This window comes from Methylobacterium sp. J-043 (assembly GCF_022829505.1).
Lineage (GTDB): Bacteria > Pseudomonadota > Alphaproteobacteria > Rhizobiales > Beijerinckiaceae > Methylobacterium > Methylobacterium extorquens_A.
The window spans coordinates 34,613-55,522 of sequence record NZ_JAKSYB010000056.1 but is presented as its reverse complement, the minus strand read 5'-3'; the positions used below and the strand labels follow the sequence as shown (position 1 = coordinate 55,522).

At 70.3% G+C, this 20,910-nt stretch carries 17 protein-coding genes, 1 tRNA gene and 3 pseudogenes; 10 read left to right on the top strand and 11 right to left on the bottom strand.

The window, feature by feature from the left end; genetic code table 11:
• The first annotated feature begins 24 nt into the window (after positions 1 to 24).
• From MKK50_RS15015 to MKK50_RS15005, 3 genes are read left to right on the top strand one after another with little or no spacing between them, the layout of a single operon-like run.
• Complete coding sequence (locus MKK50_RS15015; RefSeq protein WP_499023473.1) at positions 25 to 1,107, top strand: ABC transporter substrate-binding protein; 1,083 nt, start codon at positions 25 to 27, stop codon at positions 1,105 to 1,107.
• Positions 1,108 to 1,117: 10 nt separating this feature from the next.
• Complete coding sequence (locus MKK50_RS15010) at positions 1,118 to 2,113, top strand: ABC transporter permease (RefSeq protein ID WP_499023470.1); 996 nt, start codon at positions 1,118 to 1,120, stop codon at positions 2,111 to 2,113.
• Entirely contained in the window at positions 2,107 to 2,898 is a 792-nt protein-coding gene (locus MKK50_RS15005) for an ABC transporter ATP-binding protein (RefSeq protein ID WP_253373740.1), read from the top strand. Before MKK50_RS15010 ends, MKK50_RS15005 begins: the two co-directional genes overlap by 7 nt.
• 490 nt (positions 2,899 to 3,388) lie before the next feature.
• Here MKK50_RS15005 and MKK50_RS15000 read toward each other — a convergent pair whose 3' ends face one another.
• Genes MKK50_RS15000 through MKK50_RS14990 form a run of 3 tightly spaced genes read right to left on the bottom strand, consistent with a single transcriptional unit; the run spans position 3,389 to position 7,922 of the window.
• On the bottom strand, positions 3,389 to 6,634 hold the full coding sequence (locus tag MKK50_RS15000; RefSeq protein ID WP_499023468.1) for a helicase HerA domain-containing protein: 3,246 nt from the start codon (positions 6,632 to 6,634) through the stop codon (positions 3,389 to 3,391).
• Complete coding sequence (locus MKK50_RS14995) at positions 6,631 to 7,302, bottom strand: hypothetical protein (RefSeq protein WP_499023465.1); 672 nt, start codon at positions 7,300 to 7,302, stop codon at positions 6,631 to 6,633. Before MKK50_RS14995 ends, MKK50_RS15000 begins: the two co-directional genes overlap by 4 nt.
• Positions 7,299 to 7,922: an endonuclease domain-containing protein gene (locus tag MKK50_RS14990; protein WP_499023463.1), complete on the bottom strand. Its 624-nt coding sequence runs from the start codon at positions 7,920 to 7,922 to the stop codon at positions 7,299 to 7,301. Before MKK50_RS14990 ends, MKK50_RS14995 begins: the two co-directional genes overlap by 4 nt.
• A gap of 18 nt (positions 7,923 to 7,940) precedes the next feature.
• Between MKK50_RS14990 and MKK50_RS14985 the strand changes: the two genes are divergently transcribed.
• From MKK50_RS14985 to MKK50_RS14970, 4 genes and pseudogenes are all read left to right on the top strand, one after another.
• A complete protein-coding gene (locus MKK50_RS14985) occupies positions 7,941 to 8,315 on the top strand; it encodes a hypothetical protein (protein ID WP_499023461.1) in 375 nt (124 codons plus the stop codon).
• A 409-nt stretch (positions 8,316 to 8,724) separates the two neighbouring features.
• Positions 8,725 to 8,801, top strand: a tRNA-Arg gene (locus tag MKK50_RS14980).
• Between the two features lie 262 nt (positions 8,802 to 9,063).
• Positions 9,064 to 9,180 (top strand): annotated as a pseudogene (locus MKK50_RS14975) (IS3 family transposase); the annotation flags it as partial.
• A gap of 214 nt (positions 9,181 to 9,394) precedes the next feature.
• Positions 9,395 to 9,703: pseudogene (locus MKK50_RS14970) on the top strand (integrase core domain-containing protein); the annotation flags it as partial.
• Between the two features lie 85 nt (positions 9,704 to 9,788).
• On the opposite strand, the gene MKK50_RS14965 reads toward MKK50_RS14970, so the two are convergent.
• Positions 9,789 to 13,124: a helicase-related protein gene (locus MKK50_RS14965; RefSeq protein ID WP_499023459.1), complete on the bottom strand. Its 3,336-nt coding sequence runs from the start codon at positions 13,122 to 13,124 to the stop codon at positions 9,789 to 9,791.
• A gap of 295 nt (positions 13,125 to 13,419) precedes the next feature.
• Between MKK50_RS14965 and MKK50_RS14960 the strand changes: the two are divergent.
• Positions 13,420 to 13,897: pseudogene (locus MKK50_RS14960) on the top strand (transposase family protein); the annotation flags it as partial.
• A gap of 194 nt (positions 13,898 to 14,091) precedes the next feature.
• Complete coding sequence (locus MKK50_RS14955) at positions 14,092 to 14,334, top strand: hypothetical protein (protein ID WP_015821983.1); 243 nt, start codon at positions 14,092 to 14,094, stop codon at positions 14,332 to 14,334.
• Positions 14,335 to 14,504: 170 nt separating this feature from the next.
• On the opposite strand, the gene MKK50_RS14950 is transcribed toward MKK50_RS14955, so the two are convergent.
• The 5 genes from MKK50_RS14950 to MKK50_RS14930 all read right to left on the bottom strand — a co-directional run bounded on the left by MKK50_RS14950 (position 14,505) and on the right by MKK50_RS14930 (position 17,471).
• On the bottom strand, positions 14,505 to 15,173 hold the full coding sequence (locus MKK50_RS14950; protein WP_499023456.1) for an HD domain-containing protein: 669 nt from the start codon (positions 15,171 to 15,173) through the stop codon (positions 14,505 to 14,507).
• An 8-nt stretch (positions 15,174 to 15,181) separates the two neighbouring features.
• Positions 15,182 to 15,469, bottom strand: coding sequence for a hypothetical protein (locus MKK50_RS14945; protein WP_253373718.1), 288 nt, complete (start codon positions 15,467 to 15,469; stop codon positions 15,182 to 15,184).
• Positions 15,470 to 15,535: 66 nt separating this feature from the next.
• A complete protein-coding gene (locus tag MKK50_RS14940) occupies positions 15,536 to 16,156 on the bottom strand; it encodes a hypothetical protein (RefSeq protein WP_499023452.1) in 621 nt (206 codons plus the stop codon).
• Complete coding sequence (locus tag MKK50_RS14935) at positions 16,153 to 16,653, bottom strand: hypothetical protein (RefSeq protein ID WP_499023449.1); 501 nt, start codon at positions 16,651 to 16,653, stop codon at positions 16,153 to 16,155. The genes MKK50_RS14940 and MKK50_RS14935 overlap by 4 nt, the downstream gene beginning before the upstream one ends.
• Positions 16,654 to 16,721: 68 nt before the next feature.
• Positions 16,722 to 17,471 carry a hypothetical protein gene (locus MKK50_RS14930; RefSeq protein WP_499023444.1) on the bottom strand — a complete coding sequence of 250 codons (750 nt, stop codon included), beginning with the start codon at positions 17,469 to 17,471 and terminating at the stop codon, positions 16,722 to 16,724.
• A gap of 50 nt (positions 17,472 to 17,521) precedes the next feature.
• Between MKK50_RS14930 and MKK50_RS14925 the strand changes: the two genes are divergently transcribed.
• On the top strand, positions 17,522 to 17,848 hold the full coding sequence (locus MKK50_RS14925; RefSeq protein ID WP_499023440.1) for a hypothetical protein: 327 nt from the start codon (positions 17,522 to 17,524) through the stop codon (positions 17,846 to 17,848).
• An 18-nt stretch (positions 17,849 to 17,866) separates the two neighbouring features.
• On the opposite strand, the gene MKK50_RS14920 is transcribed toward MKK50_RS14925, so the two are convergent.
• Positions 17,867 to 18,385, bottom strand: coding sequence for a hypothetical protein (locus MKK50_RS14920; protein WP_499023436.1), 519 nt, complete (start codon positions 18,383 to 18,385; stop codon positions 17,867 to 17,869).
• Positions 18,382 to 20,574, bottom strand: coding sequence for a M48 family metallopeptidase (locus MKK50_RS14915; RefSeq protein ID WP_499023433.1), 2,193 nt, complete (start codon positions 20,572 to 20,574; stop codon positions 18,382 to 18,384). Before MKK50_RS14915 ends, MKK50_RS14920 begins: the two co-directional genes overlap by 4 nt.
• Positions 20,575 to 20,910: the final 336 nt, after the last annotated feature.

Here is a 20,910-nt window from a genome sequence, read left to right as displayed (position 1 = left end):
CGCGTGCCCTACTCGGAGACGACCATGACCGACGAGCCCCAGCGTCCCGGCCTTCTGCCGTCGCGCCGGTTCCTGCTGCGCGCGGGCGCCGCGACGGCGGCCTTGCCGCTCGGGTTCGGGATGAGTGGCGTGCGGGCCTGGGGGCCCGGCCCAGTGCCGTTCGACCCCGGCCCGATCTGCCGCCCCACCGCCGCGGAGGGGGCTGCCGGCCCGCTGAAACCGATCAAGCTCGCCTGGAACGCCACCGCGATCTGCACCGCCGCCGCGCCGCTGGCCAAGGAGCGCGGCATCTTCGCCGCCCACGGGCTCGACGTGGAGTTCGTCAATTTCGGCGGCTCGACCGAGGCGCTCTTGGAGGCCATCGCCACCGGCAAGGCGGATGCCGGCATCGGCATGGCGCTGCGCTGGCTGAAACCCCTGGAGCAGGGTTTCGACGTGAAGATCACTGCCGGCCTGCACGGCGGCTGCCTGCGCCTGCTTGGGGCGAAATCGGCCGGCATCACCGACATCGCCGCGCTCAAGGGCAAGACCATCGCGATCAGCGATCACGCCAGTCCGGCCAAGAACTTTTTCGCCCTGCTGCTCGCCAAGGCCGGCATCGATCCCGAGACCGGCGTCGAGTGGCGGCCCTATCCGGCCGACCTCCTCAACCTCGCGGTCGAGAAGGGCGAGGCGCACGCACTTGCCGATTCCGATCCGCGCACATGGATCTGGCTGAAGGATCCGAAATTCACCGAGGTCGCCACCAACCTGTCCGGCGACTACGCCGACCGTACCTGCTGCGTGGTCGCCGTGCGGGGCAGCCTGATCCGCAACGATCGCACGGCGGCCACCGCGCTCACCCGCGCGGTGTTGGAGGCAGGCCACCGCGTCCACGCGGACCCGGAGGACGCCGCCCGCATCTTCTCCGGTTACGGCGGACGGGGCTCGGTCGAGGATCTAGCCGCGATGCTGCGGAGCCAGCACCATGGCGACCGCCCGGTCGGCACCGACCTCAAGCGCCAGCTCGTGCTCTACGGCGACGAACTGAAACAGGTGAACGTCCTCAAGCGCTCGACCGACACGGCCAAGTTCGCCGAGCGCGTCTACGCCGACGTGCTGAGCTAGGTGCGCCCCCATGGCCAGTCTCACCGGTTTCGCCGGCACCTTGCCCACTGTGGCGCGCCTCCCAGGCCCGCCGCTGCGGGCGCTCGCCCTCGGGGCGGCGTGGCTCGCGCTGGCAGCGGTGACCTACGCCCTGCCGGAAGAGGGCGACTTCCCCTACACCGCGACCTTCGCCGCCGGGGCACTCGCCTTCGGGCTCGTCCTGGCGCCGCTCGCCGCCCTCTCAGGCCGCCTCGGCCGGGGCGGGGCCTCGCTCGCGCATTGGGCGCCCTGGTTGACGCTCGTGGCGCTGGGCTTCCTCGCCTGGGAGCTGATCACGGCGAAGTTCGCGCTGCTGCCGATGCCGTTCTTCCCGCCGCCGCAGGCGATCCTTGAGGTCTTTCTCGACGACTGGCCCCGGCTCGGCGGCAGCATCCTGGCCTCGCTGAAGCTGCTCGCGGGCGGCTATCTCATCGGCGCCAGCCTCGGCTTCGTGCTGGGAGTCGCCATCGGCTGGTCGAAGGCGGTGGGCTATTGGGCGCACCCAGTGCTGCGCTTCGTCGGGCCGCTGCCCGCGACCGCGTGGCTACCGCTCGCCTTCTTCGTGTTTCCCTCCTCGTGGTCGGCCAGCACTTTCCTGATCGCCCTCGCCACCGGCTTCCCGGTCACGGTGCTGACGTGGTCGGGGGTAGCCGGGGTCAACAAGGCCTATTTCGACGTGGCGCGCACGCTCGGGGCCTCACCCGCCTTCCTCGTGCTGCGGGTCGCCGTGCCGGCGGCGCTGCCGCATGTCTTCGTCGGGCTTTTCATGGGCCTCGGCGGCTCGTTCGCCGTGCTGGTTGTGGCCGAGATGCTCGGCGTGAAGGCCGGCCTCGGCTGGTACCTACAATGGGCTCAAGGCTGGGCGGCCTACGCCAACCTCTACGCCGCGCTGATCGTGATGGCGCTGATGTGCTCCGGGCTCATTTCCCTGCTGTTCTCGCTGCGCGACCGGGTGCTCTCCTGGCAGAAGGGGCTTGTGCAATGGTAGCCGCAACGCTCGAACGCCCCGCCACGGCCGCCGCCGGATCGCGCCTCGCGGTCGAGGCCGTCTCCCACGCCTTCGACATCCGCGGCGCGGCGCTGCCCGTCCTCGACCGCATCTCCCTTGACGTGGCGCCGGGCGGCTTCGTGGCCCTGCTCGGCCCCTCCGGCTGCGGCAAGTCCACCCTCTTGCGCCTCGTCGCCGGGCTGGAGCCGCCGGGTGCGGGCCGCATCGCCGTCGATGGCCGGCGGGTCGAAGGCCCCGACCCCTCGCGCCTCCTCGTGTTCCAGGACCCGACGCTCTATCCCTGGCGCACCGTGCAGGGGAACGTGAGGCTGGGGCTAGAGGCTCGCGGCGTCGCGAAATCGGAGCGCGCGGCCAAGGTCGAAGCTGCGCTCCGCCTCGTCGGGCTCGACGGCTTCGCCGAGGTGTTTCCCCACCAGCTCTCCGGCGGCATGGCCCAGCGCGCAGCGCTCGCCCGCGCGCTGGTGAACGCGCCGCGCCTGCTGCTGCTCGACGAGCCGCTCGGAAAGCTCGACGCCCTGACCCGGCTGGCGCTCCAGGCCGAGATCCTGCGCCTGTGGCGGGAGACGCGCTTCACTGCGCTCCTCGTCACCCACGACGTCGAGGAGGCGCTGGTGCTGGCCGAGCGGGTGATCGTGCTGTCCGACCGCCCGGCGGCGATCCGCGCGGACCTGTCCGTCGATCTGCCCTATCCGCGCCACCGCGACGATCCCGAACTGGTGCGCCTGCGCCGCACCATCCTCGGCATCCTCGGCCAGCCGATCTGACCGGCTGGCCGCGCCAGGACGGTCCCCGGCCCGCTGCTCTAGGACGACGCGTCCGGCTTCGGGAAGGCGCTCAGCGAGACGCGCACGACCGCCCGCAGGGCCTCGGTCGGCGCCGGAGGAGACCAGGACGCCCATGCGCGAGGCGACCGTTGAGACAGGTTCTAGAGTTGTTAGTTTTCGCTACCTCATCCGGGCCACACCGCAACGGTGCCGCCTCAACCCGCTTCCGCCGTCTCGCGTCAGCCCCTGACTCAGGGCTACTTCACGAGCGCCCAGCCGCGCAGCGACGGGCACAAGACCTATCTGGACATGATCGGCGACGGTTACCCCGCGCATGCTCCTCGACAGCGCACGCCGTCCGCATCCGGGGACACATCGCTCGATCGAGCCACCTCTCCGCTGCATACGGCGCACCCGCCACGATTTGAGGCTGTCTCCTTTGCCGGAAGAAGGTCATGCCAGGATCCACTCGAGTAATGGTGACCGCCATCTATGGTTTCGGACGGGACTCTGCCCGCTCCACCGAGTCCCTGGCCTGCCGAACAACCTCTTCGGGTGTTGGCGGGTTGGCCGGATGGTAGCTCAGACAGATCGGCGTGCGCAGCTTGGCCGGTCGTCCCGAGCCCTCCGTCGCGAAGTAGAACTCGCCCGCGCCGAGCTTGCCGATGTCTAACGCCGCGCCGCCATTCGCGGCGATGATCTCCTGGGCCGCCGCGATGGTTGCGGGCGCGCTCTGCCGGCCGAAGAACTGCGTGGTGCAATTCGAGACGACCTGATTGTGGATGCCACGCGGCACCTGCGTCGCCACGATCATCCCGAGCCCGTATTTGCGCCCCTGCGCCACTAGCTTGATGCCACTGCCGAGGCTCGGCGAGCTCTTCTGCGCGGGTAGGAAGGTCTGCGCCTCGTCGACCACGTAAAGCATGCCGCGGGGCGAGGGGTTCTTCTTGATCCAGCCGAACAGGGTCATCTGCAGGCGGTTCACGAAATCCTCGCGAGCTGCGTCCGAGCCCAGCCCCGACAGGTTGATGACGGAGATGCGGGTGCGGGTCGGGTCCGGCCCGAAGAACAGATGCCGCGGGTCGAGCACCGTGCCATCGACCTTGAGCAGTGGATTGGTCGCCACGGCGGCGTGAAGCTGGTCCGCCATGCCGGCCCCGAGCCGTGCGGCATTGCCGATGGGGCTGATCCCGTCGGGCAGGTCGGCCAGCAGGGCGGTGAAGTCGGCCAGCTTGCCGCCGCCTCGGTCGGCGAAGTGATGGAGCGCGCCGGCCAGCACGCCACGCAGCAGGTTCGTCTTGGCACCAGCGAGCGGTCCGAGAGTTTCGGCTGCCATCTCGATCGCCTGTTGGCGCTCGTCGCGGTCCCCGGTCAGGTCCGAGAAGTCGGGCAGAACGGAGAGGAAGAGCGGATTGCCGGCATGCACGCCCGGCGTCCACACCACGACCTCGACCTGGGCATGGTAGGCGGCGGCCTTGCGGTCATCCTCGTCGGAAAACCCCTTCGGCCGCTTGGGCCAAGGCGTGCCGAGGCGTGAGAGGTCGTTGTTGGGATCGATCACGATGGCCGGAAGCCCGGCCAGCGCGGCCTCCTCCACGAGGCGGCGCAGGAGCACGGTCTTGCCGGAGCCTGAGCCGGCGATGATCGCGGTGTGCCGGGGCAGCAGGCGCAGCGGCAGGCTAACGCCGGGCGCGTCCGGTGCGAGGCGGTGCCCGACCGGGATTGCCTCCGGTGCGCTCGGACGTTCCGGCGGCGGGGCGCGATCGGTCGGGATCGTATCGGCGGGTCCAGCCGGGGGCGTCGTCGGAGCGGCGGAGGTCTCCACGATGCCGGAAGGTCGAGCGACCGCGGCCGTAATCATGCCCTTTGCGTCGCCAGAGGGCGGGGCGGCCGGCGCTAGAGGAGCCGGCGCATCGACGGTTGAGGGGGCTTCGACACGGCTCGAGCCGTGCGCGAGACCAGCGGTTTGAAAAAGCGCGGTGCGCACGACCGGCTGCTCGGCGCGAAGCCAGCGTTCGAACCGATCGGAGGTGCCCTCGTCCTGCGCCCGCCTGCGAAGATCGCGCAGGGCAACGAAGACTCGTAGATCCTCGTCCGCGGGGTCGATCAACAGACCGCCGGCTGCCGTGAAGGCCTCGACGAGTTGGCGCGTCTTGCCACCGCCGGGCATCGGCCCGCGCCGCACCAGCAGCAGCGCCCGGTCGGGGATGCGCGCCGAGATGCCCGAGGCCGTGAGCGCCGCGCGCAAGCGGGCTTGGAACGCGATGGCGTTCTGGTGCTGGAGCGCCCGATAACAAACGTGCCGCTCGCGGTCGTTCTCGTTCCGGTGGATGAAGATCAGCCGGCCGTGCAGCGGCGGAATCTTCTGGTCCGGCTCCCCCTTGCTCGCGACGTCGAGCGCGTCGTCGGGGTCGTCCTCCAGGGCGTAGAGGTCGAAGGCGTCGCGCAGCACCTGCCCGAGCCAAATGTCCTCGTCGCCGCGGATGCCCGCGATGTCGGCCCGCTCGTATGCGGCGGCGAGGTCGAACTCGGCATCCGGAGGTGGGGGTGCCGCGGCTCCCGAGGTCTCGACGAGGCTGTCACAGACGGAAACAGCGCCTGCCGCGAGACAGCGGCGGCGGAAGGCGTCGCAGCGCATCAGCAGCGTGCGCGGCATCATGGCCGAGTCCGACGCCTCGGCGATGGCTCGCTCGCTGAACGGCCATGTCGGAGATACTGCCGCGAAATCCGCCCCTGCATAAGCCGGCCCCAACCGGCCGGCGATGAGCGCGATGGCGGCGGCCCGCTCGTTCATGCCGACAAGGCCGACCGGCTCGGCGAAGCGCTGCAGCACGGGTGTCATGGCGCGAGCGCAGAGGCGCAGCCAGGATTCCTGCAGGCAGGTCACCACCGTCATGCTGCGGTCGCAGACGATGTGGAGTTCGAGGAGGCCCGCGGCAAGCACCTCGGCCAGACCGGCTTCCGCCTCGATCCCGTCCTCGGCCGCCAGTCGGCTCGTTTCGATGAGGCCGTCGATCTGATCGACGGCAACGAGCGTCGGGCCGCTGAGTGCCATGATCCAGCACATGCCGCGCACGAGTTCGACCGGCGCGGGCGGCGGCGTCCGGAAACCGAGAGCAGCCCGCTCCGCCGGATCGGCCTCGTAACCCTGCAGCCAGGCATGGGCGAGACCGACCACACTGAAATCCTGCGAGCGCAGCAGGCAGAGCGCGCGGAAGACGTCGAGATGCTTGAGCGCGCGGGGCGCGTCCACGCTCATCAACGCGCGCACCAGCACGTCGACGATTCGGCGTGCATCCATGTTCGGGGTGTTGAACGCGGCCTCAACTTGGACCTCGACGCCGAAGCGGCGCGCCACGCCGGCGAGGACGGCGTCCGATTGCCGCCGCCCGTCCGGCATCGTCTGCAGCAGGGCGGTGACGAAGCTCAAAGCCGCGCTGCGCCAGAAATCCGTGAGCCCGAGCACGTCGAGGGGAACGAACCAGCCGCCCCTGCGCCAGACTTCCTGCCGCAGTTGCCCGACAAGATGGGTTTTGCCGACACCGGATTGCCCAACGAGCACGCGGCCCGCGGCGCGGTCGGCCGGAGCCTGCGCCTTGCGGTGCAGCTCGGCGATGATCTCCGGGGCGAGCCGCTCGTTCGGGCCGCCCGTCGGCGGCGTGTCGATCCAGATGCTGTCGAGCGTGCGCACCCAGTCGAAATCGACCCCACGCAGGGCGTCGAGGGCATCGCTCATGACTGGATCCAGATGATGTGAAAGGGCTCGCCCGCCGGACTGAACGCCGCCTCGCGCTCGGCGCTATCGAGCGATTTGGGATCGCTGAACTGACTCAGCCGCGCCGTCGGATCGCCACGCAGGATGACGGCAAGCCCGGCATCGACCGTCGCGCGGTTGAGATCACTGAGATGGGCGCGCAGGGCGCTCAGGCGCACGGCCTTGGCCCGCTCGCCGCCCGTCAACGCGAGATAGGCGCTCTCGATCCGAGCTCGGAGCTGCTTCGGAGTGGGCTTCTTCGATCCCTTGGAGGCGGTCTTGCGCGCGTGCGTGCGCGGCTGCGGCACAGTGGGTGCCGGTTCCTCAGGTGGCGTTCCCACAAGCTCGGCGAGTGTCCTGCCTGTTGCGGCGAGATCGGCCTGCATCCGCTCCAGCCAGTCCTGCAGCACCCGGAAACTCGGCGGCAGGGGCTCACGCATGTGCCCACCCGCCCAGGCCCAGCCCTTGTCGGTGACGGTCAGCCGCAGCGAGCGCCCCTGACGCTCGGCCTCGAGATAGCGGTCGACGATCAGCGCCTCGCGGTCCGCTTTGTCTACCCGCGGCACGAGGGCGCTCTGTAGGGCGCTGCCGTGCCGGCCAAGGAGACACCAGAGGATCAAGGCCTGTTTCGGTGTCGGCGTTCCACTCATCGCTCATCCTCGCTCGTGCCGCGCCGCAGATGAACGACGGCGCGGATCTTCTCGATCGCCAGCGGCAGGTCGATCGCAACCTGCTCGTTGGTCAGGCGCAGCACGAGGTAGCCCGCAGTCAGCAGTTCGTAGTCGCGGTGGCGGTCATTGCCGAACTTCGGTTCGCTCCGGTGCTCAGGCCCGTCGAGTTCCACGACGACGCGATGGGCGTGGCAGAACAAGTCGACACGCGGTCGCGCACCCCAGGCGCCAACCGGCACCGACGCATTGCAGGCGAAAAGACCCGCAAGCTCGGCGTCCTGTTCCAAGGCCGCCGCGACCCGTCGCTCGATCTCGCTGGCATGGTGCGTTCCGGCCGGTGCGATGAAGCGCGCGACCGCCGCACGCTCCTCCCGGACCAAGTCGAAGGCGCCGTAGAGAATCCGGTCGTAAGGTGCCGTCTCCGCTGGCTCCACGGTCAAAGCCACCACCACGGCAGCCCCATGCCGGAGGCACCATTCCAGCGCCTCGATCACCGGCCGGGCTCGCATCGCCGAAGCGGGATCGACCTCCCAGATCAGGACGATACCGGCCGGATCAATCGCCCCGAGCAGCCGGCCGAATTCGAGCGTGTGAGCCATCCGTCGGAAGCGTGGAGCATGGCCGAGCCGGGCGCGCTTCGCAGCTGCCTTCAGCCAGGGATCAGCCGCGACCGGATCGACGCCATCGCCCCGACCGTGCCAGCGTGGCCAGCGATGGAGCGCCAGTTCGGCAAGGTCATCGAGCAGCCGGTCGACGATGGCCGACACCGCTGGAAGTCCTTCGCACGAGATCAAGAGTGCGCCGCGGCTGCTATCAGAGGCTTCCGAGACGAGGGCAGCGATGCCTTCGAGGCCCGTCCCCACAACGACCATACGCTGCCCCGGCACGAGGCGGAGGATGCCTCGAGCCAGATCGCCTGCCGTGATCCGCGGTCGCGCCGCAGCGTCGGGATTCAGGGACGGTTGCAAACCGAAACCGCATTACTGAGGTAAGCGCCGACGTTCGAGCGCCGAGCGGCCTTCACGCTCGTCAATCCAGCACAGGCGTTTGATCCTGGCTAGCGGATTCGCATCCTCAGTTGCCCGTGCTGTGGAGACTGTCTGGTGCTCCGCTGCGTGCTCGAGCCGTCGTCGCGATCGCTCGATGATCCCACCAGAAGCCCAGCGGCGCGCTCGCGGCACACGCGCCTCACCCAGGCCGCAGGCCGTCCGCATCCGCGGACACATTGCCGGCGCTTGTGCGGCCCCTCCACCACCCCTTGCGCACCCGACACGATTCGAAGGTGTGACCTTTGCCTGAGGAGGGCACGCTGCCATCCCTTTGAACGATCAGGGCATTTCATCACCCCGCACAGCCCCGTTGCGCGGCGCCTCCAGTTGGGCTACTCACGCACCACGGTCAGCACCCGTAGCTCAGCTGGATAGAGCGTTGCCCTCCGAAGGCAAAGGTCACACGTTCGAATCGTGTCGGGTGCGCCAATCTTCTCAATGACTTAGCTGACGACGGCCCTGCCGCTGGCAGGATTGGTGTCACGACAGTGTCACTCCGGCGCTCGAGGCGGCCGCGGCTGATTCTGCGGCGCGCGGCGCCGGCCCTGTGCGGCTGCCTCGCCGCAGCACCCCGCAGAGCCGAAGGCGCGAACGCCGCCGGCTTTGGCCTGACGTCGTGCGCCGACGCCGCGCAGTTGTTCGATCAGCCGGCCTACCGATCCGCCTTCTTCACTTGGATGCTCGGGTTCGCGAGGCGCGCGCGGACGTGTTCGATTACATCGAACGCTTCTACAACCCGGCGCGGCGCCACTCGACCTTGGGCTACGTCTGCCCTGTCGAGTTCGAAAACCGTGCCCAGTTAGCTTAGGACGGTGTCCACCAAACCGGCAGCAGGCCAAAGGACGCCTCCTTGCAAGCCAAAGCCAAACGCTTGCCCTGCGCTGTCTGCACTTCGATTTGCCGCAGCTTGAGCACAACCTGCCCCGCGCTCGTCTTCTGACCTCGCTTCATTACCAACTCCTCCGGTCCTGGCTGATCCTCTCAATCAGCCAGGGCCAAAGCCAGCCGGTCAGGTCAACAGCTTCGAGCTTGCCTGCGCCGAGAACAACATCGAGCACCGGCTGACCAAGGTGAACCATCCCTGGACCAACGGTCAGGTCGAGCGAATGAACCGCACGATCAAGGACGCGACGGTCAAGCGCTACCACTACGACAGCCACGAGCAGCTGAGAGCTCACCTGCAACTCTTCGTGGATGCCTACAACCACGCCCGCCGCCTCAAGACGCTGCGGGGTCTGACACCCTACGAGTTCATCTGCCAGATCTGGACGAAAGAGCCCGAGCGCTTCAGGCTCAATCCGTCACACCACATTCCGGGACCGTACACCTAGTTCATTTTCCAAACACGCGGCCTTCCCCGCCTCGTGCCCTCCCGGTTTCGGCAACCGGGAGGGCTTCCGTTCATGCGATCACCGATCAGCCACGCCGGTCGCGGGCTTCCTGGAGACGGCGCAGGAAGACGGCGGCGCGGGCGCCGCGCTCGACCCCGTCGTCACAGCCCCCACGGATGACGATTCGTTTATCCCGAACCGTCATCTCCTCGGAGACCGGGATCACCGGCGCCAGCCTGTCGGGATGAAAATCGGTCGCGATCCCCTGCGGGCCGCCGCTGAGGCGGACGATGCCGAGGGCGAGGCATCCGATCCGCAGGCGCGCCAGGGTGAACAGTGCGTCCACCGATTCCGGCAGGGGCCCGAAGCGGTCCTCGATCTCGTCGCGCAGGGCATCGATCTCGGCCTCGGCGCGTAGGCGCAGGAGTCGGGTGTAGAGGCTCAGGCGGATTTCGGGTTCGGGGATGTAGTCGGCGGGCACACGCCCGCTCAGGCCGATCCGCACCTCCGGGCTCCAATCCTCGGCCGCCTCGCCCTTGGCCGCACGCAGGGCCAGTTGCAACAGGTGCTGGTAGAGGCCGAGCCCCACGAGCTTGACGTGGCCGGATTGATCGTCGCCGACGAGGTCGCCCGCCCCGCGCAGGTCGAGGTCGCGGGCGGAGATGGCAAAGCCTGCACCGAGCCGATCGAGGGCCTCCAGCGTCCGCAGCCGCTTCTCCGTCGCGGGGCTCAGCGGCTTGTCGGGATGCCCGAACAGATACACCACCCCGCGCCGCTGCCCGCGCCCGACGCGGCCGCGCAACTGGTGCAGTTGTGCGAGGCCGAACCGCTCCGCGTCCCAGACCAGCATGGTGTTGGCACGCGGCACGTCGAGCCCGCTCTCGATGATGCTGGTGGCGAGCAGCACGTCGCCCGCGCCGTCGGCGAAGCGCACCATCGCGTCGTCCATCGCGGCCGGCTTCATCTCGCCATGCGCCGTCACCACGTCGAGCCCCGGCACGAGTGTGCGCAGGCGCTTGGCCATCGGCGCGATGTCCTCGATGCGCGGACAGACCACGAAGCTCTGCCCACCCCGGCGCTGCTCGCGCCGCAGGGCCGCGGCCAGCGTCGTCTCCTCGAAGGGGGCGATGACCGTACGGATCGGCTGGCGCACCGCCGGGGGCGTGGCGATCACGCTGAGGCTCTGCAGGCCGACCATCGCCGCTTGGAGCGTGCGCGGGATCGGCGTCGCGCTCAAGGTGAGGATGTGGGCATCGCCCGCCGCCTTGCGCAAACTCGCCTTGGTCTTGGCGCCAAAGCGCTGCTCCTCGTCGATGATGGCAAGGCCGAGATCGTGGAACGACACGCCGCGCCCGGCGAGTGCCTGGGTGCCGACGACGAGACGCACGCGGCCATCGGCCAAGCCCTGCTTCACCCGCTTGGCCTCGGCGGGAGAGACGAGGCGCGACAGGTGCGCCACCTCGATGCCGAACCGGGCAAACCGCCGCCGGAATGTCTCGACATGCTGGCGCACCAGCACCGTCGTCGGCGCCATGACGGCGACCTGCCGTCCGGCAAAGATCGCCGCAGCGGCAGCGCGCAGGGCCACCTCGGTCTTGCCGAAGCCGACATCGCCGCAGACGAGCCGGTCCATCGGGATCTCGCGGGCGAGATCGGCCAGCGTCTCCTCCACCGCCCCGGCCTGATCGCCGGTGAGCGGGAAGCCGAAGCCGGCGGCGAAGCGCTCCATCTCGCGCTCCGGCGGCACGATCTGCGGCGCATGCGCCTTGCGGCGCTCCTCCGCAGCGGTCAGCATCGTCCGCGCTGCCCTGGCGAGCGTCGCCTCCGCCTCCAGGCGCCGCCGGGCCCAGGTGCCGCCGTCGAGCCGGTCGAGGGTCACGGCCTCGATCTCCGAGCCGTAGCGCCAGATCCGGTCGGCCTGGCTCACCGGCACCATGAGGATGGCATCGTCGGCGAACCGCAGGCGCAGGGCATCCTCCTCGTCCGCCTCGCCACCGCGGATCGCCTCCAGCCCTTCGAACAGGCAAAGGCCGTGATCGCGGTCGATCGCGACATCGCCGACTCGCAGCTCGACCTCGCCGATCGGCAGCACGGCGGCCCGCCGCCCCGCTCCCGCCGCCAGGGCCCCGAACAGGTCGGCCGCGGCGATCACCGTCGCGCCGGCCTCCGGCAGGTGGAATCCCGCCTCGACCGGCACTTCGAGCGCCAGCATCGCGCCGGGCTCCGCCGTCTCGACCTCGGCCCAGGCATCGATCAGGCGCACGGTCCGCTCGTCGACCGCGGCGGCCGCCCGCACGAGGCGGCGCAGCGGCGCCTTGGGGCCGGCGAGCACGACGCGCTCACCCGCTTTCAGCGCAGCACGCAGGGCTTTGGAAAAGGAGGCCTCGGGGCGGCGCTCGCGGGTGAAAACCGGCCCTGCGATCCGTTCCGCCTCGGCGCTCGTCGCCGCCGCGAGACTGCGTGCTTCGACCAGTTTGGCCCATTCCCCGGGCGCGAGATAGAGATCCGGTGCGGGCTTCCGTGGGGATCGGTCATCCCGCCGGCTCCCGGAAGGTAATACCGCTCCTTCCGCCTCTCGGCCCTCGGCGATCTGCTCGAAGAACGCAGCGGCCCGCTCTTCCACCCCGGCCTCGACCACGAGACGCGCCTCGGGCACGTAATCGAGCATCGTCACGAGCGCGGGATAGAACCGGGCGAGCCGGTGCTCCTGCCCGGTGAAGGGTTCCAGAGCGTGGCTCGAATCCGGGTCCAGAATGATTTCGGTGGCCGGGTCGATCACCAGCCGCTCGGTTTCGACGCGCGAGCGCTGCGACACCGGATCGTAGGAGCGGATCGCGGTGATGCGCGCGCCGTCATGCTCCACCCGGCAGGGAAGCGGTGCGGCGGCCGGGAACACGTCCATGGTTCGCCCCCGGACCGCCACCTCGCCGGGCTCATCGACGCGATCGTCGAGGATGTAGCCGAGCCGTGCCAGTTGTGCCGTCAGCTGCTCCGGATCGAGCGGCTCGCCGACGCGCAGCTCGATATGGGCCGATTCCCATGTCTCCGGCGGGGGCACGCGCTGCAACAGCGCGGGGGCGGTGGTGAGGACGATGTCCGGTTGCGCCCGGTCATCGGTCAGCCAGCGCAGCACACCGGTGCGCGCGCCCATGACCCCACGCGAGGGCGAAGCGCGGTCGAAGGGCAGGCAATCCCATTCGGGAAAGACGGCCACCGTCCACTCCGGCGCCAGCGCGCGCAGAACCGCGGCGATCTCATCAAGGCGGCGCCCGTCGCGGGCCACGTGGATCAACGGCCGCGCGGCTTGCGCGAAACCGAGCAGAGCCACCGCCAGGGCTCCCGTCGGGACGAGCGGGGCGACGCCGCCATCCGGGCTCGCATCCTGATCGTCTCGGGGCTTGGCGGTCCTGGGCTGTGCCATTTCTGTTCCGTCGAACGACTTCAGGGGTCAGCTGCCAGGAACGCCGCACGGCCTGCCAGCGGTTCCTGTTCTGCGACACCATCCCCGGTTTCCACCGAACTTTCCTGGGGACCACCGGGCCAACCGGTGGAGGAAGGCCCGGCTGCCGGTTCGACCATCATGCGGTTCGACACCACCGCCAAACGCCGTTGCGGACGCCGCTCAGTTGGGCGGCTCGTGAGACACAGTCAGCACCCGTGGCTCAGAGAGAAGCCCTGGCTGTGGAAGCCGGTGAAGGGCGGGCCATCCATAAAGGGGGCCTGCCACCGGCCTGAACCCGACGGACCGGGGCAAGCCGGGCACGAAGCGCCGCCTCGTCACCGACGCCCGCGGCACGCCGCCCGGCATGAGGCTGACGGGCGCCACCCGGCACGACAGCCCGTTGCTGGCGCCGACCCTCGATGCCAACCTGCCACTGAGCACGGGCCGACGCGGCCGGCGACGTCGGCGCCCCGACAAGCTGCACGCCGACCAGGCCTACGATGCCAAGGTGCGTCGGCAAAAGTGCTGAGCAAGAGTGCCGAGCGCGCGGGATCGTTCCGCGCATCGCCCCCAAGGGTATCCAAAACAGCGAGAGGCTCGGGCGCCACCGCTGGGTCGCCGCGCGCAACCACGCGTGGTTCAACGGATTCCGCCGCCTGCCCGTCCGCGACGAGCCCCGCGCCGACATCTACCAGGCCTTCACCAGCCTCGCGGCAAGCCTCATCACCCTCGCTCAGATCAGACGGTTCTGTCAGGCGCTCTTCGCTGCATTTCGGGCTGCATGTCGGCACCCCGTCGCAGGGAACCACGGAGGCATCGTGCGGGCGACAGGCGGTAACGCGCCGATTCGCACATCCGGGCTGGCTGGCTCGGTCTGCCGAGAGTAGGGCATTCCGACGGGAGCGGCTGGAGCGCGGCTCGCCCCAGCGACAGGAACCGCCACACAATGCCGATCAAAGCCCTGAACGATCGTAAGAAACTGTCGGGCGACTTCAACGAGGCCAACGACGCCTTCATCGACGCGGTGCTCACTGCGCTCCAAGCGGGCGAGATCCCGCTCGATCTGGCCCGGGCCTACCTCGCGCATCCGGTTGCCATGATGCATGCGGACGGCGCGCAAGCGGTGGCCAATTACTTCGAGCGGATCCTATCGCAGAAGCCCAAGATCAACTGGACACCTGGCGATTGAGCCTCAGGCTTGGGCCGGCGATTGGACCGGGCCGATAGAGACGATCCGCCTGGATCGGAGTGCGGTAAAGTCAAAAAGATGAGCGCGGAACAGGCCGTGCTCAGCACCACCCGATCGAGATGCCGACGGCGCCGGGCAAGAGTTGGCCCAGGCCTGCACGAAGGCATCTCTCACGCCCCTTCGCCGGCATGGCCGGCCCGGAGCGTGTCCGCCTCGGCCGCGAGGTTGGCTCGGGCGGCCGTCTCGGAGCGGTCGCGAAAGGGGCCAGTCTGGTAGAGGTTGGGCCGGGCGAGGAAACGGTCGACGACGCCCGCGCGGCCGAACCGCCACGCCACTTCCGGAACCGCAGCGTATTCGCGCCGGATCGCCGCCGCATAAGCCTCATAGACCGGACGGGGCGCGCCCAGCACCGCGAGATCGAGGTCGAGCATCAGCCGCGTGGCCGCGTCGTCGCTCGGCGCGTGCGCGGCGGTCGCCCGGATCATCGCCTCGGCCGCCCGGATCGGACCGGATTCCGCGGCCGGTCCGGCATGGGTCAGCAGCAATGCGGCGCTGCGGGCTTCGTTGTCGGTGCGGGCGGTGTCGTAGACCGCATCGTGAAAGAAGATCGCGAGATCGATCGCGTCGTGATCGAGCCCGGCGAAGTCCGGAAGCGCCCGCACCGCGTCGTGCCCTTCGAGCAGGTCCGCGATGTGGCGCCAGTCGTGATAGTGGCGCCCGGCCTCCCCGTAGCCGGCATCGAGCGCCCGCCACGCCGCCTCGGCAGCGTCCGTCCGCACCGTCCGGGCCCAGAGTTCGTCGAAGCGTGCGTGCAGGCGGTCGTTCGTGCGATCGTTCACGGCGGGCCTCAGTTCACGCGGTAGCAGGTCGAGGTCGCCTCCGCGTTGCCGCGCAGGCCACCCGGAGGACGAACCTCGCAGACGACGTACTTGCCCTGCCGTTCCAGGGTGAAGCTCGGGCCGGTGGCCGAGACGATGCGGTGACCGCCGTTCAGGAGGGTGCTCATCGGCTGGTCGATCGCCTCCCAGGTGGTCGGAAGGCGCGGCGGTGCGGCGGCTGGCGGGGTCTGCGCGGAGGCGGCGGGAACGCCCGCGAGCGCCAGCCCAACGAGGGTGGGAAGGGGGAAGCGGAGCATGGCGAACCTCATGCAAACCTTTGCGGTGGGGGGGCCTCAGCCCGCGGAGTGATCGGCCGCGGCGCCTCAGGGCGCAGCGGCCAGGGCGAGGTCGGCCTCCGGCAGCCAACCCGTGATCGGCTTTGCGCCGCGCCGGTAGAGCGCCCGCACCCAGCCGTCCCGCCGCTCCAGAATCGCCACGGGATCGTGGCGCACGAGGTAGGCGCCGCGCTCCGGGGCCGGACCCGGCTCGGGCCGGAATCGGGCACGCCGGGCGGTGACAAGGGCGACGCCGCGCCAGCCCTGCGCTGGCTCATCCGCCTCGCGCAGGAGCGTGTAGGGCTTGGCCGTCATGCTGCCCTTGGTCATCGGGCAGCCGCCGTGATCCTCGGCGAGCGTCAGCGCGGCCCCCTCCGGCGTGAAGGCGAGGTTGCCGCGGATGCGCTCCGGCTCGCCCGGAAACCACGTCTCGACCTCAGCGCGCAGGCCCGAGAGCCGGCCCCGCAACAGGAAGATGCAGCTGAAGGACGCCCCCCCGCCGGCCCCGCCGCGCTCCTCGACGAAGACGCCGGAGACGGCCTCGCCCTCCACCGCCAGGGTCATGCTGTCGTAGACGCCCGAGCGCGGCAGCGGCTCGGCGGCGGCCGCGCCGCACAGGGCGAGCAGGGGCGCGAAGCCGCAGCACCCGTACCGGACCGACGGGATCACAGGTTCTTTTCCAGCACCTGCACCACTGCCGCCACCCGGTCCTTGAAGTCGGCGACGTTCGAGAAGGGCCGCCAGTTCACATCGAGGACACCGCCGTCGAACTTGAGTCCGTTGGGGTAGTTCGAGGCCGGCGCCGTCTTCTCGTCGAAGCGGATGCGGATCGACTTCAGCTTCGCCTGCAAAGCCTCGCGGCCCATCTTGTCCTTGCCGACTTCCTTCAGCCCCGCGGCGATCGGCTCGAAGATCGTCTTCTCGAAATAGCCCTCGTCGGCATAGTACTTCGCGTCACCGGGAAGAGTGATCTGGTCCCACGCCACCTCGACCGGCACGGGAAAGCCCGCGGCCTCCTGAATCGCCTTCTCCTGCGCCGGGTAACGGCTCTCGCGATAGGCGGCGATGGCCCGGCGCTCGGCGAGCCCGATCGTCGGCTCGGCCCAGGCGGCGGAAGCGCAGAGCAGGGTCGCGGCGGCGGCGAGCGCGTTGCGGCGTGAGATCATGCGACGGTTTCTCCTCGAAGAGTCGGCCCGCATCGCGGGCGCGGGCATGGTGAAGGGCGGGTGCGCGATCACGGCGTCGGCAGGCATCGCACCGGGCCGTCGGCCTCGACGGCGAGGCTGCCGCTCCAGACGAGCCGCACCGGGAAGGAGACGATGCTCGGAGTATCCTTGGGGGCCTTCCCGGCGCGGTAGGCTTGCGCGCAAACCTGGGCCGGCACCGGCAGGGCTGCGACCGATACCGGGAGCTTTTCCTCGCGCACGATCCGCGCCCAGCAGGCCGCGCCCCCTTGCGGGATCGAGCAGCTGCCCTGCACCCCGCGGCGGAAGCCGAGCCGCAGCGTCGCGCCCTCGGCCGCGAAGCTGTCGATGCCGTCGTAGGTGGTCGTGTCGGTGAACAGGCTGCGGCCGGTCCCGGCATCGATCACCGCGAAGGGCATGGTGCCGTTGCTGCTCGCATCCTCGAACACGAGGAACCCGTCCGCCCGCCCGATGAAGCGCTGGCCGCCGGTTTCCAGCGTACGCGCGCTGACGCCGGGGGCGGCGCGGCAGGCCACGGGCGGGCCGCCGCGGATCGGGATGAGCGCTGCATCCCCGGGCTCGGGCGTACCGGTGTCGCTCTCGCGGATGACAAGATCGGGATAGACGGTGCAGGTGATCTCTCGGCCTTCGGCATCCGTGACAGTCTCGACCTTCGCGGGCGGATCGAACCGCGCCGCGTTCCAACCCTCGGCGGCGGACGGCATCGCGGTGGAGAGGCCGATGAAGAGCCCGGCGAGGGCGGAGCAGGAGAGAAGCGGCTTGGTGCGTGTGCGTCTCACGTCGAATCCCTGCTAAGCGGGGCCACAACCATGAAGGGAAGAATGTGACGATGACCCGACCGTGGACCACCGCCGCGCTCTTCGCCGCGCTGATTCTCGCGGATCGGCCCGCTCCGGCCTGGGCCGATCCGGCCCTCTCGCCTGCGGAGGGAAAGAGCCTGCCCGCCGCGGTCGTCGCCTATCTGGACCGGCGGCGGGGCTGCAACCACTGGTCCGGAGAGGATGCCTCCGACGCGGCCCGCGGCCGGCAGATCGCCGCCGCCGTCAAGACCCTGCGCTGCGATGCCATCGAGGCGGACGAGACGCGGCTGCGGCGCCGCTACGGCCGCGATCCGGCGGTACGGAAGGCGCTCGATGCCGCCGAGCATGCGGACTGATCCGGCCGGGACAGCCCGTCACCCGGCTGCATTGGCGGCAGCGCGCCGGTTGCGCACCAGCGAGAGGAGCGCCCCGAAGATGGTCGCCGCGAGCGCGGCCATGATCACCGCGAGGGTGATCGTGCGGTTCCACAGCCGCTCGAGGCCGAGATCGGTGGTGATGAGATCCGGGCGGGCCGGATCGGCCATCGGCCCGGCGCCGAAATCGCCGACATGCAGGCCGGCGAACACGTAGTTCACCCGGCGCGTCACGGTGCCGGTGGGCCGGCGCAGGCTCAAGGTCAGGTCGCAGATGTGGATCGCGATCTTGGAGCTGCACTTGCCGTCGCTGATCCGGGCCTCCGCCACCGGCGCGGCCGTCTCGCGGACCTGCCAGTCCGAGATCAGGGCCGGCGCCGTGTAGATGGCGCAGGCCGCGAGCATGGCCCCGAGCGCCACGACGCCGAACAGCACCCAGAAGGTCGCCATCCAGCCCTGGCCCTGGGGCGGCAGCCGCAGGGGTTCGGTGCGTTCGGCGCGATCAGGGGATGCGGTCATGAAGCCTCGGCGCGTTGGGATTCGGAGGGGGATCGCGGCGCGAGGGCCTCGGTCTCGGCGAGGAGGCGCCGGGCCTGCGCGGCCATCTGGTAGCGGCCGATCAGCTCGGCGAAGTCCGGCGGCTTCATTCCGCGCGGCAGGCCGATCGGGAACGTGATGATCCGGCGCTTCGCGTCGAGCTTGATTCCGTTCCGGCCGGGCAGGCGCTGCGGCCAGTCCGCCTCGGGCGGCAGCAGCAGGCGCGTGAGGATGCCGGTCTGGTTCAGCGTCATGTCGAGGTCGGCGATGGAGTCCCAGGGGATCGTCCGGTCGAGCCCCGGCGCCTTCAGCCCCGCGGGGCTGAGGGTCAGCATCACGGGCTCGCCCCGGCGCAGGATGAGGACGCCGGCCCCGCTCAGGAGCACGGCGAAGCCGAGCGCGATTGCGAGGACGACGCCGTTGTCCTTCGGCGAAATCCCCGGCACGCCGAACACGGCGATCGCGAGCGCGATGACGGCAAACAGGCCGCCGCCCACCGCCAGCGCGATCCCGCGCGGACGGTAGTTCGCGCGCAGCACCCGCTCCTCGGTGCCGACCTCCGCCGCCGTCGCCTCGAGATGGGCGCGGTACGCCGCGTCCTGCGCCCGCAGCGCGCCGAGGAAGTCGTCGGTCGCCGCCCGGCTGAGCCCGGTCGGGTCGGCGAAATAGGCGGCGAGCTGCCCGAGCGCGTGGGGCGGCGGCACGGCGCCGGCCGCGGCCATGAGATCCACGTCGATGCTGCGCCCGAGGGCGGCGACGCGCTCGCGGGTCGGCGGGTGGGTGTCGGTCGGGTGGGCCTGCTCCTCCTGCCAATGCGCCGCCGGGTCGTCGAGCCCGTTCCGGATCGCGCGGTCGAGGGCGGCGGCGACGAGGTCGGGCGGCGCCGCATCCGGCGCATCGGCCGCGGCCTGAAGGGTTTCGGCGATGCGCGGCCCCACCGCGCCGGCGCGGAGCAAGGCGCGGGCCGAGGCATCGATCGAGGTCACGCCCGCGCCGGCCGCGTCGGCCGCGAACTCGCGCGTCCGGCTCCAGTGGCGCACGGCGAGGTGGAAGCGCTCCATGACGAAGACGCCGAGGCGCAGCGACGGCCCGAGCAGCCCGAGCGAGCCCTGGTGGCCCTCGGCGACCGCGTCGAGGGAGCGCTCGACGCCGGCATAGATCGGCAGGAAGCGCTGGCTGTAGAGGGTGTCGCCGCCGGCATAGTGGGCGAGTTCGTGGCCGATGATCGCCGCCACCTCGTCGCCCCGCATCAGGGCGAGATAGGGCAGCGGCAGGTAGAGAATCCGGCCGGTGACCCGCACCCCGCCGGGTTCCAGCACCGCCGGCCCGGCGCTGACGAAGAAGCCTTCGGTGAGCCCGACCACCACCGCCTCGGGCTTCAGGGCTCCGAGCCGCGCGGCGAGCCCCTCGACGAGGCGCCACAGGCCCGGCGCCTGCTCGGGCGTCACCGTCCGGCCGACGATCGGCAGCGGATCGGGCTCGAAGGCGCCGAGCGCCCGGCGCAGGCCGAGCACCGTCGTGCCGGCCACGAAGACGACGGCGCCGACCGCGACGACGGCGATCGCCAGGAGCTTCAGCGCACCGCCGTCGAAGCCGCCCTGAAGCAGGGCCGCCGCCTCGAAGGTCACGGCAGCGACGAAACTCGCCGTCGCCGCCAGAATCTGGAGCGAGAGCGTCGCGGGGAGCAGCCGGCGCATCAGCGAGAAGCCGCGCACCAGGGCATCGCGCGAAGCGCGGCCGAGGCGCCCCAGGACGGCGCCGGCGAGCAGCACGAGCACGGAGAGCGCGGCGGCCAGCGCGCCGCCCGCGACGACGACCGGCGGCAGCACGCGGCGCCAATCCATGAGCGTGGCGAGGAGCCCAGCCTCGTCGCGGGCTTCGCGTGCCTTATCGATCGCGAGCGGCCCGCCATAGAGCCGGCCCTCGTAGCGGAACTGAAGGCGGGGATCGAAGCGACCGTCCCGCGGCGCCCGCGCTTCCATCTGCGTCACGAGGCCGGTGAGCCGCTGCGATTCGGCCTCGAACGCGGCTTGATCGTCGGCGCCGCGCCGAACCTCCCACAGGCCGAGCAGCAGGAGAACGAGCGGCAGCAGCACGGTGGCTGCGACGAGGCGCGCCAGGGCACGCGGACGCGAGCGCGCGGGCGAAGACGTTGCTTCGGGGATGGTCAACCTCCTGAAGCGTGGGCGACCGCAAGGCCCACATGCGGATGAGCCGGACATGCGAAAAATGCCGGCCGACGACGGCGATGACGACTCCGCAGATGTCGTCAATTCCAGGCTATTAAAGTTGTGCGCAACACAAGAGAGACCCGGATTGGTAGGATTTCTACCCTGCTGAGCCCGTAGGTCAACCGAATGTTGTCCTGTCGGCGGGGGAGCCTCGGCCCACCGGGACCTCACATCGGCCGGCGGGCGGATCGGGCTTGGCAGAGGTACCGTAGCAGCCCGCCACCGGTTGACCGTCAGTCGATCGCCGGGCTAGCCTCGTGTCAACAGAGTATTGTT